Annotated in this window: 15 protein-coding genes; 10 read left to right on the forward strand and 5 right to left on the reverse strand. The window is 39.8% G+C overall.

The genetic code is table 11. The features are described from left to right. Positions 1–33: 33 nt before the first annotated feature. The 9 genes from ALW18_17975 (at position 34) to ALW18_18015 (ending at position 8,166) form a co-directional block, all read left to right on the forward strand. Positions 34–498, forward strand: a complete 465-nt coding sequence (locus tag ALW18_17975) for a hypothetical protein (GenBank protein AOE54224.1) — start codon at positions 34–36, stop codon at positions 496–498. Between the two features lie 122 nt (positions 499–620). Next, complete coding sequence (locus ALW18_17980) at positions 621–1,952, forward strand: hypothetical protein (GenBank protein ID AOE54225.1); 1,332 nt, start codon at positions 621–623, stop codon at positions 1,950–1,952. A 182-nt stretch (positions 1,953–2,134) separates the two neighbouring features. Next, positions 2,135–2,986 carry an anti-anti-sigma factor gene (locus ALW18_17985; protein ID AOE54226.1) on the forward strand — a complete coding sequence of 284 codons (852 nt, stop codon included), beginning with the start codon at positions 2,135–2,137 and terminating at the stop codon, positions 2,984–2,986. 4 nt (positions 2,987–2,990) lie between these two features. Then, positions 2,991–3,389, forward strand: a complete 399-nt coding sequence (locus ALW18_17990; GenBank protein ID AOE54227.1) for an anti-anti-sigma factor — start codon at positions 2,991–2,993, stop codon at positions 3,387–3,389. Continuing rightward, complete coding sequence (locus ALW18_17995) at positions 3,370–3,783, forward strand: anti-sigma regulatory factor (GenBank protein AOE54228.1); 414 nt, start codon at positions 3,370–3,372, stop codon at positions 3,781–3,783. Before ALW18_17990 ends, ALW18_17995 begins: the two co-directional genes overlap by 20 nt. Then, positions 3,776–4,792, forward strand: coding sequence for a hypothetical protein (locus tag ALW18_18000; protein AOE54229.1), 1,017 nt, complete (start codon positions 3,776–3,778; stop codon positions 4,790–4,792). Before ALW18_17995 ends, ALW18_18000 begins: the two co-directional genes overlap by 8 nt. Positions 4,793–4,794: 2 nt before the next feature. Continuing rightward, complete coding sequence (locus ALW18_18005) at positions 4,795–6,402, forward strand: hypothetical protein (GenBank protein ID AOE54230.1); 1,608 nt, start codon at positions 4,795–4,797, stop codon at positions 6,400–6,402. 35 nt (positions 6,403–6,437) lie between these two features. Continuing rightward, entirely contained in the window at positions 6,438–7,004 is a 567-nt protein-coding gene (locus tag ALW18_18010; GenBank protein ID AOE54231.1) for a Crp/Fnr family transcriptional regulator, read from the forward strand. A gap of 94 nt (positions 7,005–7,098) precedes the next feature. Next, complete coding sequence (locus tag ALW18_18015) at positions 7,099–8,166, forward strand: NAD-dependent dehydratase (protein AOE54232.1); 1,068 nt, start codon at positions 7,099–7,101, stop codon at positions 8,164–8,166. A gap of 46 nt (positions 8,167–8,212) precedes the next feature. On the opposite strand, the gene ALW18_18020 is transcribed toward ALW18_18015, so the two are convergent. The 3 genes from ALW18_18020 to ALW18_18030 all read right to left on the reverse strand — a co-directional run bounded on the left by ALW18_18020 (position 8,213) and on the right by ALW18_18030 (position 12,925). Next, positions 8,213–10,000 (reverse strand): mechanosensitive ion channel protein MscS, encoded by a 1,788-nt coding sequence (locus ALW18_18020; GenBank protein ID AOE54233.1) that lies wholly within the window; start codon positions 9,998–10,000, stop codon positions 8,213–8,215. Between the two features lie 231 nt (positions 10,001–10,231). Further along, positions 10,232–11,917 carry a ribonucleotide-diphosphate reductase subunit alpha gene (locus tag ALW18_18025; GenBank protein AOE54478.1) on the reverse strand — a complete coding sequence of 562 codons (1,686 nt, stop codon included), beginning with the start codon at positions 11,915–11,917 and terminating at the stop codon, positions 10,232–10,234. A 33-nt stretch (positions 11,918–11,950) separates the two neighbouring features. After that, positions 11,951–12,925, reverse strand: a complete 975-nt coding sequence (locus ALW18_18030) for a ribonucleotide reductase (protein AOE54234.1) — start codon at positions 12,923–12,925, stop codon at positions 11,951–11,953. A 452-nt stretch (positions 12,926–13,377) separates the two neighbouring features. On the opposite strand from ALW18_18030, the gene ALW18_18035 reads away from it, so the two are divergent. Further along, positions 13,378–15,456: an aminopeptidase gene (locus ALW18_18035; GenBank protein AOE54235.1), complete on the forward strand. Its 2,079-nt coding sequence runs from the start codon at positions 13,378–13,380 to the stop codon at positions 15,454–15,456. Position 15,457: 1 nt separating this feature from the next. Here the strand turns inward: ALW18_18035 and ALW18_18040 are convergent, their stop codons facing one another. Both ALW18_18040 and ALW18_18045 read right to left on the reverse strand, forming a co-directional pair. Next, positions 15,458–16,156: an ATP-binding protein gene (locus ALW18_18040; GenBank protein ID AOE54236.1), complete on the reverse strand. Its 699-nt coding sequence runs from the start codon at positions 16,154–16,156 to the stop codon at positions 15,458–15,460. A gap of 58 nt (positions 16,157–16,214) precedes the next feature. Continuing rightward, the gene (locus ALW18_18045) at positions 16,215–16,745 is read right to left on the reverse strand and encodes a hypothetical protein (GenBank protein ID AOE54237.1); all 531 of its coding nucleotides are present in this window, start codon (positions 16,743–16,745) and stop codon (positions 16,215–16,217) included. Between the last annotated feature and the right edge of the window lie 128 nt (positions 16,746–16,873).

Raw genomic sequence — 16,873 nt, forward strand, 5'->3', positions numbered from 1 at the left:
ATTATCTGATAAATAAAGCTTACCTTACAGATCATGGATTACCTACTATACGAACTTTCTGCCAACGCCAACTTTACTGTGTTTGAGTTTACAAGCTCCGGCAAAAACGGACGTATACGCAAAGCTATAAAATTCACGCAGACGCTAAACGGGAATGTCTACAACCTTGGCTTTGGCGATATTGTATTCAGCGATGAATCCACAATAGAAATTGACGATGACACCCTGAGCAACAATGGCGATCTTGAAAAGGTTATTGCGACCGTCGTACATTCCGTATACCTTTTTATCAAACATCATCCCGATGTGTATATTCTCTTCGGTAGCAGCAATAAAGCCAAGCTGCGCATGTACCGTATGTTTCTTTCACGAAACATTACCGAGATTTTAAAGTCGTTTACTGTTTATGGAGCCATACATAATGAAAAAGGGCAGCTTGTAAATGTACCTTTTGATTCTGCTGCTGACGTCGACGGGTATTTTGTATTTAGAAAATGATTTTGTTGAGCAAATCCATATCGGTAATCTTACATAAGTCTTAAATTATATCTAATACTGCGATATATAATAACTATTACGGGTTTATATGTGATACATTTACGGCCTAAGCAACAACCCCTATGTATGATATCCTCGAACAAAGCCGTATTGAAGAACTAAGAAAGTACGACATACTCGATACGCTTAGCGAAACTGAATATGAAGATATTACAAAGCTTGCATCCATTATATGCAATGCTCCTATTGCGCTTATAAGCTTTGTAGATACCGACAGGCAATGGTTTAAATCGCGTCTCGGTTTGGGTTTACCCGAAACGCCCCGCGAATATTCTTTTTGTTCTCATGCTATTATGGAACCTGATAAGATAATGATCGTGGAAGATTCACGTCTTGACGTGCGTTTTAAAGATAATCCCTACGTTACAGGAGATCCGGATATCGTTTTTTATGCGGGTATGCCGTTGGTAACCAGTAATGGTTATAGCTTAGGTACCGTCTGCGTAATTGACACTCAGCCCAGAGTACTAACCGATATACAAATAGATGCTTTACAGTCGTTATCGCGACAGGTGATGACACTTCTGAATGCGAGAAAAGTCAATGCTGAGTTACTTGAAGCTAAAAAGCAGATGGAAGCTGATATGAAGCTTCGCAAAACTTTTACCGAAGAACTGGAACGCCAGGTTGAAGAACGCACCGAAAAGATTGCCGTACAGAATGCCGACCTTGAAAAAATGAATAAGGAGTTACAGGCATTTACGTATATCTCGAGCCACGATTTACAGGAACCATTACGCAAAATACAGTTTTTTATATCGCTACTAAAGGATAAAGAAAACAACGGCTTTACCGATAATGCTGTAAATTACATGGACAAAATAGCGAAATCGTCTGAAAAGATGAGAATACTAATTGCCGACCTTCTTTCGTATTCGCGTGCCACAACATCAGAACGTTTGTTTGAGGAGCTGTCTTTTGAGCATATTATAGACGATATTATATCCGACCTATCGGAAGAGATAATAAATAAGGATGCAACCATTACAGTGAAAAATTCGTGTAATGTAAAGGTTATCCCGTTCCAGTTTCACCAATTGGTGTATAATCTGGTGTCGAATGCACTTAAATTTTCCAGGCCGGGCGTATTACCGGTTATTACAGTAGATTCCGGTTACCACGATGGTAATGCTACAGCAAATCCCGATCTCGACGCTTCTAAAAAATACTACAGGTTTGTTATAGCCGATAATGGCATTGGTTTTCCCGATAAGTACAGCGAAAAGATATTTCAGCCCTTTCAACGATTGCACAGTTTTAACGAATATGTTGGTACAGGCATAGGCCTGACTATTGTAAAAAAAATCGTTGAAAATCATAGTGGTTATATCTATGCATCCAGTAAAGGTGATGAAGGTGCAACCTTCGAAATCTTTATACCGGAGGTGAATTAGTAGCGGAAGCCACTAATTTCAGCACATATAGTTCTTCAGCTTTCAAAGTATAAGAAAATATGTGTAAAATATAACATTTGGAGAAAACGAAACAGTATATTTGTTACAATATGCTTACCTAAATTGAGGGTGACTTTTACTAAAAACAATTGTTAGCTAATTTTAGAAACTTACAAATACAAATGGGAGATAATTCAGTAAAAATTTTGAAAGAAAAAAAAGAAGCCATTTTAGAACTTTGGATAACCAAACAAATGACCGAAGACAGTTACTTTAACCCTGAAGACCAAAAAGAAGATTCTGAAGATTTTCTGGACGCGTTCTTAGGTACATTGAACGAAACCAACATCAACGACCAGGATGCCAGAGGGTTTGAAAAAGTTCACGATATCCTTATGGGTATTTCAGTTTCAAGGGCTAAAAGAGGTTTTTCTCCGAGAGAAACCGGTGTGTATATGTTCACTTTTAAAGAAGCATTACTAGAAACGCTTTCAAAAGATGTAAGCGATCCAACCAAACTTTACGAAGATAGCTTAAAGATCAGTAAGATTATTGATAATATGGTTATTCTTACCTTCGAAGGTTTTATTAAAGGCCGCGAAGATATAATTGCAAGGCAAACGGATGAAATTACTGAAATTTCTACTCCGGTTATCCGTGTTTGGGATGGTGTTGTTGCACTTCCTATAATCGGTACATTAGACAGCGCCAGGACACAGGTAGTTATGGAAAACCTTCTTCAGCAGATCGTTGAAACAGGTAGTACTATTGCAATACTTGATATTTCGGGTGTCCCTGCAGTTGACTCTCTTGTTGCACAGCATTTAATTAAAACGGTGAGTGCTACGAGGCTTCTTGGTGCTGAGTGTATCATAAGCGGAATACGTCCGGAGATTGCACAGATCATAGTGCATTTAGGTATAGACCTTTCTAATATTATTACAAAATCGTCACTGGCCAGCGCACTTCAGACTGCTTTTGCAATGTTAAAACTGGAGGTGAGTAAGAAAAAGGTGAATACTATAATTAATTAGGTATATGGATAGAATTCCTATTTTAAAAATGGGTGATTTCCTATTGGTCACCATACAGGTAGATTTATATGATCAGCTTGCTGAAAATTTAGAATCTGATCTTGTAACCGCCGTACAAAAACATGGGTCCAAAGGAGTTCTTATCGATATCTCATCGGTTTCTATTATCGACTCTTTTATGGGGCGTATATTAGGTAATATTGGCGTAATGTCAAGGATTATGGGAGCCCAGTCAGTTATTGTAGGCATGCAGCCTGCGGTAGCAATGACTTTAGTGGAACTTGGGCTTACGCTTACAGGAGTTGCCACAGCACTTAATGTTGAAAAAGGAATGGAACTTTTGCGTTCTAAAATTTTGTTAAGTGAGGGACAAGGCTATGATCATGACGACAACTCTGAATAAAGAAGACTTTCTTATCGTTCGTGAACAGGACGTGGTTCCTTTTAGAAATAAAGTAAAGGAGGCAGCGGTTAAAGTGGGTATGGGTATTTTAAACCAGACGAAACTTATAACTGCCGCGAGTGAGCTTGTACGTAACCTTTTAAAATATGGCGGTGGAGGCACTGTTGTAATTGAAAATGTAACTAATGGCAGGGAAAATGGCGTACGGCTTATATTTGCCGATAAAGGCCCTGGTATTAAAGACTTGGATCTTGCCATGAAAGACGGCTTTAGTACCGGTAAAAGCCTTGGGCTTGGACTGCCGGGTACAAAAAGGCTTGTAAACGAATTTAATATACAATCAACTGTTGGTGTAGGAACTACGGTTACAATACTAAAATGGAAAAATGGATGATACCGTTTTTTTGAACTATAAAATTGAAGACAGGAGTTATGTTTCTTATGTTAAAAGAGAAATACATAACATTATAGTAGCAGAAGGGTTTAGTTCACAAAAAATAGGTGAGATAGATATTATTGTTGCTGAGTTAACATCGAATCTTGTCAAATTCGCAGAAGTAGGTGAGTTGCTGTATCGCGTAAGTTTCGACGAAAACGGGCGTTTTTTTGAAATTTACTGTATAGATAGCGGTCGTGGCATAAGAAATCTAACGAGGATGTTGCAGGATGGTGTATCTTCTTCTGACACTTTGGGACAGGGCCTGGGAGCGATTTCCCGGCTTAGTTTTGCATCTAATATTTACACTATTCCAAACTGGGGTACGGTAGTGTACAGCAAGGTGTATAAGGATGCTGTACCTTTAAACAATAATAAAAAACCTTTCGATCTTGGTGCTGTACAGGTGTGCTGTCCCGGAGAGAAAGTTTGTGGTGACGGGTATGCTTATAAAAAAGTAGGTAACGGTTACCAATTCTTTATGGGAGATGGCCTTGGTCATGGTGTAAATGCCAACGAAGCAGCTACCGAAGCGATACAGGCTTTTAAAGAATGTAAAGAAAAAAGCCCTGCCGAAATAATAAGATACATCCACCAGAATGTAAAAAAGACAAGAGGCCTGGTTGGTACAATTGCTTATCTTGACTATGATACAGAAAAGTGGCTTCTTTGCGGAGTAGGTAATATTTCCACCAGCTTGTATACAGGGCTGGCGTGTAAAAACTACACCCCTTACAATGGTATAATAGGGCATAATATTCCGAGGACATTGAATGACTCAGTATTAAGCCTTGAGAAGTACCAGACGCTTATAATGCACTCTGACGGATTGCGCACGAGATGGAACCTTGCAGATTTACCGGGTATTTTAAAGTATGACCCGAATCTTATTTCTGCTGCGCTTTATAAAGATAATGCGCGCTATAACGATGATATGTCTGTATTTACAGCAAAAATAAACCTATAAGGATGAGAGAGATAATTCGTATCAGTCTGGATAATGAAATGGATTTGATCCTGGCTCATAAACGCGCCATAAAGCTTGCCGAACTGTGTGGGCTTATAGTATCTTCCCAAACAAGGTTTGCTACGGCAGTTTCTGAAATTGCCCGCTGTTCTATTGCAAATGGCGATAATTCTTATCTTATCCTGGGTATTAATTTTTTAACCGGTGGAAAGAAAGAAATAACTGCCATTATTTACGATGATATCGATCTTCAAAAATGCAATCCCGAAGCCTATGCGTATGCATCGCGTTTATCACGCGACATTGAGATAAAGTTGGTAAATGGTGTTTATCAAACCATTTTAAATCTGCAAATTCCATATTCCGGTATAATTTCAGAAAATCGTATTGCTTCATTTGCAGAGCATTTTCAAAAAGAACCTCCCTTATCTCCTTATGATGAAATTCGTAAGAAGAACATACAGTTGATAGAACTTTCCGAAAAATTAGGCGAAAGTGAAACCAAATACCGCCAGCTTACCGATACCTTGCCGCTTATAGTATTCTCCGTAGCTGCTTCAGGCATTGTTACAGTTTCAAATAAGCGTGTTAAAGATGTTTTGGGTAACAACTTTACTTCTTTTTCATCATCGTCTATGGGATCGCTTTTCCACCCCGATGATAACGCATTGATAGCTAAAGGCTGGGAGACTGCTAAAAAAAGAAGGGGTGTTTTTACAGGTCAGGCACGTGTGCGTATTAAAGAAAATTATATATGGCACCTTGTATCTATAGTACCTGACAATGATGAAAGGGGCGATGTTTCGGGCTGGATAATATCTATGGTGGATATTCATGCTCAAAAACTGATAGAAGAAACCCTAAAAGACAATAAAGAATTAAGGCAGGCACAGGAAAGTCTTAAAACATCTAATGAAGAGCTTTCGCGTAAGAACAGGGAGCTCGAGCAATTTGCATATATAGCAAGTCATGACCTTCAGGAACCGCTTCGTAAAATAAGAAACTTTACGTCGCTTGCAGAACGTACGCTTACGGAAGAAGAAAAAGATAAATTATATTTTAATAAGATAAATTCTTCTGCCGAAAGAATGTCGAGGCTTATTACAGATGTGCTTAATTACTCAAAATTATCAATCAAAGAAAACGAGTTTGTTACGGTTGACCTCAACACGGTAATGGACGATGTTATTAACGATTTAGAATTTCAGATACAGGAAAAAAACGCTGTTATTACGTATGAAAAATTGCCTTCTGTAAACGGTATTCCGGTACAGTTAAGCCAGTTGTTTTATAACCTTATAGGCAATTCATTAAAGTTTGCTGAGGGCGCGCCTGTTATAAAAATATCGTATGAATTTTTAGAAGCTGCTAAAAGCAACCTGCCTAAAGATTACCATAAAATTGCTGTAACCGACAACGGAATAGGAATCGACAGTAAACATATCTCTAAAATATTTACAATTTTTAAAAGGCTACACCACCAGAGTGAATATGAAGGCACGGGTATTGGACTAGCCTTATGCGAAAAAATTGTAGAGAATCACAATGGTACTATAGAAATTGACAGCATGCCAAATTCGGGTACTACAATAACTGTTTATTTGCCTTAATTCTATCCGCCTTTCTTCGTAATTTTACCCTACTTATGGAAGAAGTTTTAAGAAAGCAGATCGAGAAGATAGTTAAGTTAACGGATGAAGAGTTCGAATTTGCGCTAACGCATTTTACCCAGCGAAGCTATAAAAAGCATCAGTACCTAGTTCAGGCGGATAATCCTGCACCAAACGACCATTTTGTAGTGAAAGGCCTTTTAAAGTCTTTTTATTATGACGATGCAGGTAAAACGCATATATTGCAATTTGCAATGGAGGACTGGTGGATATCTGACCCTAATGCTTATCATAACAGGCTCAATGCTACCCTTAACATTGATTGCCTGGAAGATACCGAAACCTTTTTCATTTCTATAGACAATAGGGAGAAACTCTGTGCCGAAATGCAGAAGATGGAATACTTCTTTTTAAAGAAAACCACTGCGGGTTACATCGCCCTTCAAAAAAGGATTTTATCGCTCATGAGCCAAAAGGCTGAGGAGCGATATACGCAGTTTGTCCAGTTGTACCCTAATCTCATCGAACGTGTTCCAAAGGCTTTGATTGCTTCTTATCTCGGAATTACCCGCGAAACACTCAGCCGTATGACGGCATTGTAATGTGAGGTATATCACATTTAGGGTGTGACCTATGTCCTTTTTAAAACCATGGCTGTTTCAGAAATTTGTATCACATAATTTTAAGACACACACTATGGATAAAATAGCATTAGTTGTTGGTGCCAGTGGCATCACTGGAAGCAATCTAGCCAAAAAACTTATTTCTGAATGTATTACCACATTCGGTTTAGCCCGTAATCCGCAAAGCGATATAGAAAACCTTAATCCTGTTACTGCCGACCTTTTGGATCATGAAAACCTAAAAGCTGCATTGGCAGATATCGCGCCAACACACGTTTACATTACAACCTGGATGCGTAACGACACCGAAGCCGAAAACATTAGGGTAAACAGCCTGATGGTTAGAAATCTGCTTAATGCCTTATCGCCAAAAAAATCGGTACAACATGTGGCGCTTGTTACAGGGCTTAAGCATTACCTTGGACCATTTGAAGCGTATGCTAAAGAAGGCTTCCTGCCGCAAACGCCTTTACGTGAAGAACAACCACGTCTGGATATCGAGAACTTTTATTACGCTCAGGAAGATGAGGTATATGCTGCTGCCAAACGTGATGGTTTTACGTGGAGCGTTCACCGTCCGCATACTGTCATTGGTAAGGCTGTTGGCAATATAATGAATCTTGGTACAACGCTGGCGGTATATGCAACAATCTGTAAAGAGACGGGCAGGCCTTTCAGGTTTCCCGGATCGGCTGCGCAGTGGAATGGCATTTCAGACGTTACCGATGCCAGGATACTTGCAGAACAACTAGTATGGGCGTCAACAACCGATGCGGCACGTAACGAAGCATTCAACATAGTAAATGGCGATTACTTTAGATGGAGCTGGCTATGGAATAAAATAGCGGCCTATTTTGGTGTTGAAGCTGTTGGGTATGAAAATGAGATCCATCCGCTTGAAAAAGAAATGGAGAATGACGCTGAAGTATGGAAACAAATTGCAGAGCGTTACAGTCTTAAAGAGCATAATTTAGGCAGACTTGCTTCGGCATGGCATACGGACCTTGACTTGGGGCGACCAATTGAAGTAATGACTGATATGTCGAAAAGCCGTAAACTGGGTTTCAGCGCGTTTCAAAGTACCGAAGATTCTTTTACCGACCTGTTTGAACAGTTGCGTAAAGAGAATTTAATTCCGTAATTAAGTTTATAAAAATGCCTCTTAAAATAAGAGGCATTTTCTTTTTTTAGTTTTCCGGCGGCAGCGGTTTAACCACACTGCCTTCTTCGGGATATTGAATAGTTCCTTTAATTTGTTCGATATGTTTAGGGTCGAATTTAGGTAGCTGTAGTTCGCTGTTTTCCCTCCATGCTTTAACTGTTTCAGTTGTCTGGGCCGTTTTCTCTTCAGATATGCCATTATCGCGCGAGAAGTAGACAGTCTGTGACGGATAAGCAAAGCTTGTTCCGCTTTTTGAAACAATATCCATCATACGTAGTAATAAGTCTTCCTGAACTTCCTGCGACACATCAACATTTATAGCTTCAATGTAAGCTGTTATTTCTACTTTAAGGGCATCGGCTGTAATGCCTGTAAAGCGCACGATAGGTGAGGAGTTGATAACGCTTGGATGCGAATATAGCAACGCACGAAGTTCTACCAATAAATAACGCAACTGATCAGGGGTGGTATCCATCCTGAACATAAATATAGGATTAAAGATATACCTGTCACGGTGGGCATAATTCTCAATCTTGCTTGCTGAAAATTCACCATTGGGGATGGTAACAATAGTTCGTTGTGCTGTACGCAAGGTAGTCGACCTCATCCCGATAGATTCTACCGTTCCTTTAATATCGCCCACACGGCAATAGTCGCCCACGCGTATGGGTTGGTCGGCAATAAGGGTAACACTCCCTACAAAGTTTTCCATAGTCTTTTGTGCACCCAACGCCAATGCGATACCACCTATACCCAGTGCGGCAAGCCCTGCGGTAACATCTACACCTACAGCACCTAGTACCGCAATAATCCCGATTATTACAATAGCCACTTTAGTGGTGCGCCTTAAGAACAATATTACCGATATGGCAGAGATACGTCCCCTACGGGTCATCCTGTCTTTACTAAAAGTGCTTATAAAGTCTGTCATTCTCCATAACAGCATCAGGAAAGCTACAATGCCAATGGTTACTATAATTACGCTAAATCGTTGGCGTACAATAATAGAGATGCCTAAACGCTGCGTAAGCGCTACAAATACCAATACCGACAGGTAAAGTTGTACGGGCAGCGTTAATGCCTGTATTATTGCCGATACTTTTTCTGTGTTTGACCTTCGCCATAATTTATGAATAAGGAACGTAAAGAGTGCAATAAGTGCCCACGATAATAGGTAGGCAACAACTATCATAACAACGACAACCAGCCAATGGCCCACAGGAACGCCCGCCATTTTACGGTCTTTAAGTGCTTCCGGCAGAATCTTGTCCAGTATTGTTTCTTCACCTATAGTTGCAGTTGCAACTGCATTTACGGTTTCCGCCGAAAATAACCATACTGCGGGCTTATCATCATCAGATTGATTCTCTACATATAGTTGGATCACCGTTTTATTTGTAGTAACATTTCCAACGATATCAAGTCCTGAGGCGAGGTCGTCATCCGTTTTACCAGTTTCTTTATTGCTGATCATAGAGGAAGGGTTAATACTTCCCGTCTGATCTAAAAGTCTTTCAAAAGCCTGTGCAATGCGTACCCTTTCTTTTTCCCTTCGATACGCCCTTCTGCTCAAAACAAGGTATTGGCTGGCACGCAGGTAATTTTGGTCAGCTAAAGCTTTTATAAATCCGTTAACCGTTCCCTGTGGCGTACGCCTGCCAAGCGAATCTTCCGGTGTTTTCTCAGGTTCTTCTGTGGTTTCCTTACCGCCGAGTAGTTGTGCATGGCCGTTGTAAGGGAGCACAGCAAACAATAACAGCAGCAGTAAAGTATTAATTTTGAACCTGAATTTTGAAGACAATAACATAGGCATGGTTTTAGTCTGAATTTGGGTTACTAAAATTAGAAAATCTATCGGCTATTAGTGTGTTTTTTAACTAAATGTTGTCAGGAAAGTTGCAGGGTTTCAAAGTAAAAAATCTGTAAAGTTCAAAGTTTTCGTCGGATAGCATCGTAAAGCTTAACAACCTATGGTCTAAAAAAAAAGACGCTCCCGTTTCCGGAAGCGTCTTTCACTTTGTAAATATATAAAACATGATAGGCCTTACGACTCACAGCTGCTACAGCTAACCAGGCTTGTTACGAGCTCTTTAGAAACACTCTGGCTTCTTTGGTAATACAAGGTTTTTACACCCAGTTTCCATGCTTCAATAAGCAGGCCGTTTACATCTTTAATTGGCAGTTCAGACGGAATGTTAAGGTTAAGGCTTTGTGCCTGGTCTACATATTTCTGCCTGATAGCTGCCTGCTGAATAATCTCCAGCTGGCTTATTTCTTTAAACGTTTTAAACACGTCTTTTTCTTCCTGTATAAGCTGGCTCATATGCTGAACGCTTCCGCCGTTAAGCATAATTTCCCTCCATACATCCTCGTTATCAAGGCCTTTTTGTTCTAACAGTATTTTAAGGTATTTGTTCTTACGCATAAAGTTACCTTTTGAAAGCCCTGCTTTATAGTAATTACTGCTAAATGGCTCTATACCTGGCGATGTTTGACCTAATATAGCCGATGATGACGTTGTAGGCGCAATCGCCAGAGTAGTGGTGTTACGTCTTCCGTAGCCTTTAAGCAATTCCGGTTCGCCATAAATACGGGCAAGTTCCTGTGTTGCTTTGTCTGCTTTCTCGTTGATGTGCTTAAAAATCTCTGTGGTTTTCATTTTAGCCTCAAGGCCTTCAAACGGAATCATATTCTTTTGGAGGTACGAATGCCATCCCAAAACGCCAAGCCCAAGGGCACGATGCCTTTTAGCAAACTTGTTGGCAGCAGTAAGATAATAGTCACCTTCGGTTTTTTCTATGAATTCCTGTAGCACTGCATCTAGGAAAAATATTGCCAGTTTAACAGCTTCGGTATCTTTCCATTCATCATACAGTTCAAGGTTCATGCTCGAAAGGCAGCAAATAAACGATTCATCCCTTGTAGATGGCAGCATGATCTCGCTGCAAAGGTTACTTGCATTAATACGAAGGTTATTGTCTTTATAAACCTGCGGCTTGTTTTTGTTTACGTTATCACTAAAGAAGATATACGGCAAACCTTTTTGTTGACGGCTTTCCAGCACCTTAGCCCACACGTGGCGTTTATCGGTATCGCCATCAATCATTTCCTGCATCCAGTAATCGGGTACACAAACGCCTGTAAACAGGTTTTGTATAGGGTTACCAATGCTTTTTATTTTAAGGAACTCCTCGATATCCGGGTGGTCAATATCCAGGTAGGCTGCAAATGCACCACGGCGAACACCTCCCTGGGAGATGGTATCCATAGCGGTATCAAAAAGCTTCATGAAGCTAACGGCCCCGCTGCTTTTTCCGTTATCGGTTACGGCGCTACCTCTTTCACGAAGTTCACCAAAGTAGCCCGATGTTCCACCGCCAATTTTGGTCTGCATAATTACTTCACCCAGTTTGTGGGTAATGCCTTCAATATGGTCAGGTACATGTACGTTGAAGCATGAAATAGGCAGTCCGCGTTCGGTACCCATATTAGCCCATATTGGCGAGCTGATGCTCATCCATCCGCGCTCTATCATCTCAACGAACGATTCTTTAAGTTCTGGTTTGTATAACCTTCTTGCTGCAGCAGTACAAATCCTGTCTATTGCGCCTTCAACGGTTTCACCTTTAAGTAGGTAGCCCCTGTTAAGTATTTGTTCGCTTTCAGAGTTTTTCCACCACATTTTGGTAGTGGTTTCCTCACTAACTAAAGGAGGCTGAGGATTGGATATATTGTCTATCATAATGAATCAGGGTAAGGTGAATTAAAACAGGTCGTTTGCAGTGATACTCTTGTCGTGCTTGGTATAATCTACCGGGCGTTTGGCAAAGAAATCATCAAGGCTGTTGGCAAATACTTCTTCTTCAAACCATGCCATAGGTTTGTACTCTTCCTGGCTTACATTAAATATGGTTTCAATACCAATTTGTGTAAGGCTTTCATCGATCCTGAACTTCATAAAGTTCACCAGGTCGTGTTTTTTGATGATTTCAATTTCGCCATCTTCAAATATCCAGTCAAGGATATTTGCTTCAACTTTAATAGAGTCTTTAACCGCCTGCCTGATAAGCTCTACCGTTTCAGCATCAAAATAGTCAGGGTGTTCTTCCCTTATCTTGTTTACAATATATATACCTGCATTGGCGTGTACCTGCTCATCTACAGATGTCCATGCGATAATGTTGCTTACATTCTTCATATACCCCTTAAAACGGGTAAACGATAGTATGATAGCAAACTGGCTGAACAGCGATACATTCTCAATTAAGATAGAGAACAGTATAAGCGATACTACATACTTTTTGTTGTCCTGGCTTTTGGTATCTTTAAGTACATCACTTAAGTAGTTAACGCGTTCCATAATAACCGGAATATCCATTAACTTCTCAAACTCGTTGTTATAGCCCAGTACTTCAAGAAGTCGTGAATACGCTTCTGAGTGCCTGAATTCACATTCTGCAAAAGTACTTCCTAATCCGTTAAACTCCGGCTTCGGAAAATGCTCATAGATATTACCCCAAAAGCTTTTAACGGCGACCTCAATCTGCGCAATTGCTAAAAGGCTGTGTTTTATGGCGGTTTTCTCGGCTCGGTCAAGGTGCGAGTGAAAGTCTTGTGTATCGGCAGTAAAGTCTACTTCGCTGTGTACCCAGTAGGCTTTATTAATAGCTTCGGTGTATTTAAGTACTTCCGGGTACTCAAACGGCTTATAGTTGATTCGTTTATCGAAGATTGACATATATAGAGTTTTAATTGACGTTTTTCTGATTAGAAAATGAGTTTCCGGAACCGGATTATATATCATTTTCTGTGTTTAACAAATGTAAGGCATACTCAAATTTTGTTCAATAGGTTATTCGTAGTTATAAAAATTACTTATTAACACTATTGATAATCAGCAGTTTGTGTTTTTTAACAAAATTTTATTAACAATGATTCTAAATAGTGTAACCTGCATTGTTATAAGGGAATCTGAAAAATGAAGAGTGGAGTTATAAACAATTTGGTAACGGAAAATATTTTCTGTAAACAGGCAGTTATCAACAGGTAAAATCGAAAAAATTCATTTTTGAGAATCTTAAAAATGCGTAAAAGGGCTAAGCTGCCGTTTTAAATGTTGGGTTAACGTTAATAATGCAATGAAGTTTGGGGCAGGTTATGTAGCTTTGTAGGGTACTCCAAATTTAGTTTATGAAATTTACCCTGTCAGTATTTATACTGTTTATATACAGCCTTGGCTTTGGCCAGCAAATCCAAAAAGCCGACTTTATTACTGCAAGTGCAGACCTTTCTTTTGATGTGCCCAACAAAAAAATAATGGGTAAACTTAGCTATGCTTTTAATGTATCAGACAAGAAAATCGACACCATTTTTATAGATGCCCATAGCATGCAGTTTACCGATGTAAAAATAAATGGTAAGAAAGCGGGCTGGTCATCTTCAGCGAAAGCACTAAAGCTTTACAAAGGGTTTAAAAAAGGTAAAAATACTGTCGAATTTAATTACTCAGCCCAACCTAAACAGACCCTGTATTTTGTAAAAGATGGGGCTGACGACCAGATTTGGACACAGGGACAGGGTAAATATACGAGCCATTGGCTGCCGAGTTTTGATGATGTAAATGAAAAAGTTATTTTTAATATAACTGCTTCTTTCGATAAAGAATATACCGTGTTGTCTAATGGAGAGCTTAAAGTTAAAAAGACAGACAGCGACAACATAAAATGGGTGTACCAAATGGAGAAACCCATGAGCAGTTATCTCGCGATGCTGGCTATTGGCAAGTTCAAAAAATGGCAGCAGAGCACAGCATCGGGCACTCCTCTGGAATTTTATTTAAGAGAACAGGATAGTACTATGTTTGGCGACACCTACAGGTATAGCTGGGATATATTCAATTTCTTTGAAAGCGAAATAGGGGTTAATTATCCGTGGAAAATATACAGGCAGGTTCCGGTACTCGACTTTTTATATGCAGGAATGGAGAACACCACTTCTACCATTTTTGCACAGGATTTCGTGGTAGATTCCGTGGGGTTTAACGACCGTACGTATACTAATGTAAACGCTCACGAATTGGCGCATCAGTGGTTTGGCGATCTTGTTACTGCCGAAAGCAGCAAGCACCACTGGCTTCATGAAGGCTTTGCAACCTACTATGCCCTGCTGGCAGAACAAAAACTTTTTGGTGATGATCATTTTAATTATGAACTGTACCAAATGGCAGAGAATCTTCAGCAGGCATCTAAGATTGATACGATTCCGGTTATGAATGAAAAGGCAAGTACGTTGTCTTTTTATCAAAAAGGAGCATGGGCATTGCATATATTGCGCGAAGGTGTAGGACATGATGCATTTAAAAAAGCCGTTAAGACTTATTTGGAGAAGTATGCTTTTAAAAATGTAAACACAGATGAGTTTCTGGCAGAAATAAATAGAGTGTCTGATTACGATACCAATTCATGGAAGAAACGCTGGCTTGAAAGTGGTCATTTCGAAGTAGAAGAAGCTATTGGTTTACTAAAGAAGAATGAATCGATGCAGCTTTATTTTGAGGTAGGGGAGTTGCAAAAGAACTCTTTTGCGGAGAAGAAAGAAACCTTCATAGCAATGCTAAAATCGAATGCTTTTACGGCTCTTAAAGAAGAAGCTATTTTTCAGACTGCCGACGTACCCTTTGAAGAGAAGGCCGACTTTATACGCCTGGCCCTGCAAAGTGGTGCGGTGCCTGTGCGTCAGGCGGTGGCGCGTACAGTTACTAAATTCCCCGAAAGCTTTATACCCGAATATAAAACCCTGCTATATGATGCGTCTTATATAACACGTGAAGTTGCGCTAAACATATTGTACAAAAACTTCCCTGCCAGACAAGCTGAGTTTTTAGAAATAGGTAAAGACTGGGTTGGGTTTAGCGATAAGAACCTAAGAATATTATGGCTTACGCTTGCTTACAGGGCAAAAGACTATCGCACAGCAGATAAAGAAAGCCTCTATAAGGAACTGCAACGTTATGCATCACCCGAATATGAAAGTACTGTCAGGTTGAATGCATTGGCGAACCTATTGTATCTTGGTAAACAAGATCCTGTGGTATTGCAAAACCTTGTTAATGCTACATCGCACCATAAATGGCAGTTTTCTAAATTCGGACGCGACAATATCCGTAAACTATTAAAAAGGGAAGGTTACCGCCAGCAATTTGAAAGTTTATTGCCGACACTACCGAATGCGGAAAAGAAAAAACTTGAAGGATTGTTAGCAGAGAAGTAAATTATTCGGGTAGTAAATCGCAAAACCAAAACTGCGATTTAAATCCGTTAGTATTATATTCCCTCATAATGACTTCACCTTTAGTAAAAACAACTGGCTTTTTAAAGTAAGGCCCGTCAAAGCAAAAGGTATGGAATTCGCCATTTTCACCGCAAATATCTACACCTTCGGGCAAATCTGCAATAAAGCTTTCATCTATTATTCTTCCCACAAAAGAACTGTCCAGTTTGCTTCCATCAACACAAACGGTAATGGCTTTAAAACCGAGGTTTAGAAACTGTGTCAGGAGTTCTCGGGTGTCTTTCTTCCAAAGCGGAAATACAGTTTTGATACCGAAGGGTTCCAGCTGCTTTTCGCGATAGGCTTTCAGGTCTTCAAGGAATATATCGCCAAAGGCAGCACATTCAAATCCGTCAGCAACTAATCCTTCTACTTTTTCTTTTAGTAAAGCTTCGTACTCGGCATTAGTAGGCTGCGCAGGAAGTTCGACTGTCATACCGGGTATGCCAATGGCTTCTATCTGTTGCTGTAGTAATTCCTTCCGAAGACCATGCATACTAACACGGTTATAATGGGAGTTGACCGATGTAAACAATCGTTCAACACTGTAGTTGCTGTCCTGTAAAAGATAGTATAATGCTAGCGCACTGTCTTTACCTGTACTCCAGTTAAAATAAGTTTTTGTATGGCTATTTGACATATAATTATTAAAAAAGCATCCCTAAAGATGCTTCTTGATATTTTTGAACATAAGTAATCTAATCCTCTCTCCAAAGTCCCGATACCTCATTTTTAAGGTGTGCAATACCAACACTGCTTGGCGTCTGCTTATCAAACAACCCTTTTAGTATGGTTTCACGAAGATCTTGCGCTGTAGCTACAGACGGATCGGCCGTTGTTTTGCGAACCATCTGAATAGTAGCATTTTTAGCGGTAGTTATAATATCCCAGCTTTCAGAAGATACATAGATCTGCTGTGCAAGGTTGTGCTCATATTCCACTTCAATTTGAGAAACCAGATAATCTTCATAGTCATGTTTGTTAGACGACTGTGGGGTAATGCGTATAAGTAGTTTTGCCGGGTTTATCCTTTCCAGGAAAAGGGTTAGCCTTTCATAAGCCTGTAGTCGAAGCGGCAATGCATTTTTTTGTGCTTCTTTATGTATTAAGTAACGGCGGCGGCCTTCCTCATTTTTGGTGTGCATGCTAAAAAAATAATATGCTACACCACCGGTAATAAGTGATGGAAGCGTATAAGCGGCAATTTCTATAAGTTTTTCAGCTATCATAAGATATAGTTATGGTGTTTTGGTATAACGCTAGTGTAGGCGTTCGAATTGCAAGAGGCGAAAATAAGCAAATAAGTTTTTTGATGGCGTTTGCTTACCAAAAAATGTCACTTTAAATCGCTATTTTT

It is taken from the genome of Flavobacterium psychrophilum (assembly GCA_001708385.1).
Lineage (GTDB): Bacteria > Bacteroidota > Bacteroidia > Flavobacteriales > Flavobacteriaceae > Flavobacterium > Flavobacterium psychrophilum_A.

Coding starts and splice junctions, on each gene's coding strand:
- ALW18_17975 (AOE54224.1), top strand. CDS start 34: ATGGATTACCTACTATACGAACTTTCTGCCAACGCCAACTTTACTGTG.
- ALW18_17995 (AOE54228.1), top strand. CDS start 3,370: ATGACGACAACTCTGAATAAAGAAGACTTTCTTATCGTTCGTGAACAG.
- ALW18_18035 (AOE54235.1), top strand. CDS start 13,378: ATGAAATTTACCCTGTCAGTATTTATACTGTTTATATACAGCCTTGGC.
- ALW18_18005 (AOE54230.1), top strand. CDS start 4,795: ATGAGAGAGATAATTCGTATCAGTCTGGATAATGAAATGGATTTGATC.
- ALW18_17990 (AOE54227.1), top strand. CDS start 2,991: ATGGATAGAATTCCTATTTTAAAAATGGGTGATTTCCTATTGGTCACC.
- ALW18_18010 (AOE54231.1), top strand. CDS start 6,438: ATGGAAGAAGTTTTAAGAAAGCAGATCGAGAAGATAGTTAAGTTAACG.
- ALW18_18045 (AOE54237.1), bottom strand. CDS start 16,745: ATGATAGCTGAAAAACTTATAGAAATTGCCGCTTATACGCTTCCATCA.
- ALW18_18030 (AOE54234.1), bottom strand. CDS start 12,925: ATGTCAATCTTCGATAAACGAATCAACTATAAGCCGTTTGAGTACCCG.
- ALW18_17980 (AOE54225.1), top strand. CDS start 621: ATGTATGATATCCTCGAACAAAGCCGTATTGAAGAACTAAGAAAGTAC.
- ALW18_18015 (AOE54232.1), top strand. CDS start 7,099: ATGGATAAAATAGCATTAGTTGTTGGTGCCAGTGGCATCACTGGAAGC.
- ALW18_18040 (AOE54236.1), bottom strand. CDS start 16,156: ATGTCAAATAGCCATACAAAAACTTATTTTAACTGGAGTACAGGTAAA.
- ALW18_18000 (AOE54229.1), top strand. CDS start 3,776: ATGGATGATACCGTTTTTTTGAACTATAAAATTGAAGACAGGAGTTAT.
- ALW18_17985 (AOE54226.1), top strand. CDS start 2,135: ATGGGAGATAATTCAGTAAAAATTTTGAAAGAAAAAAAAGAAGCCATT.
- ALW18_18020 (AOE54233.1), bottom strand. CDS start 10,000: ATGCCTATGTTATTGTCTTCAAAATTCAGGTTCAAAATTAATACTTTA.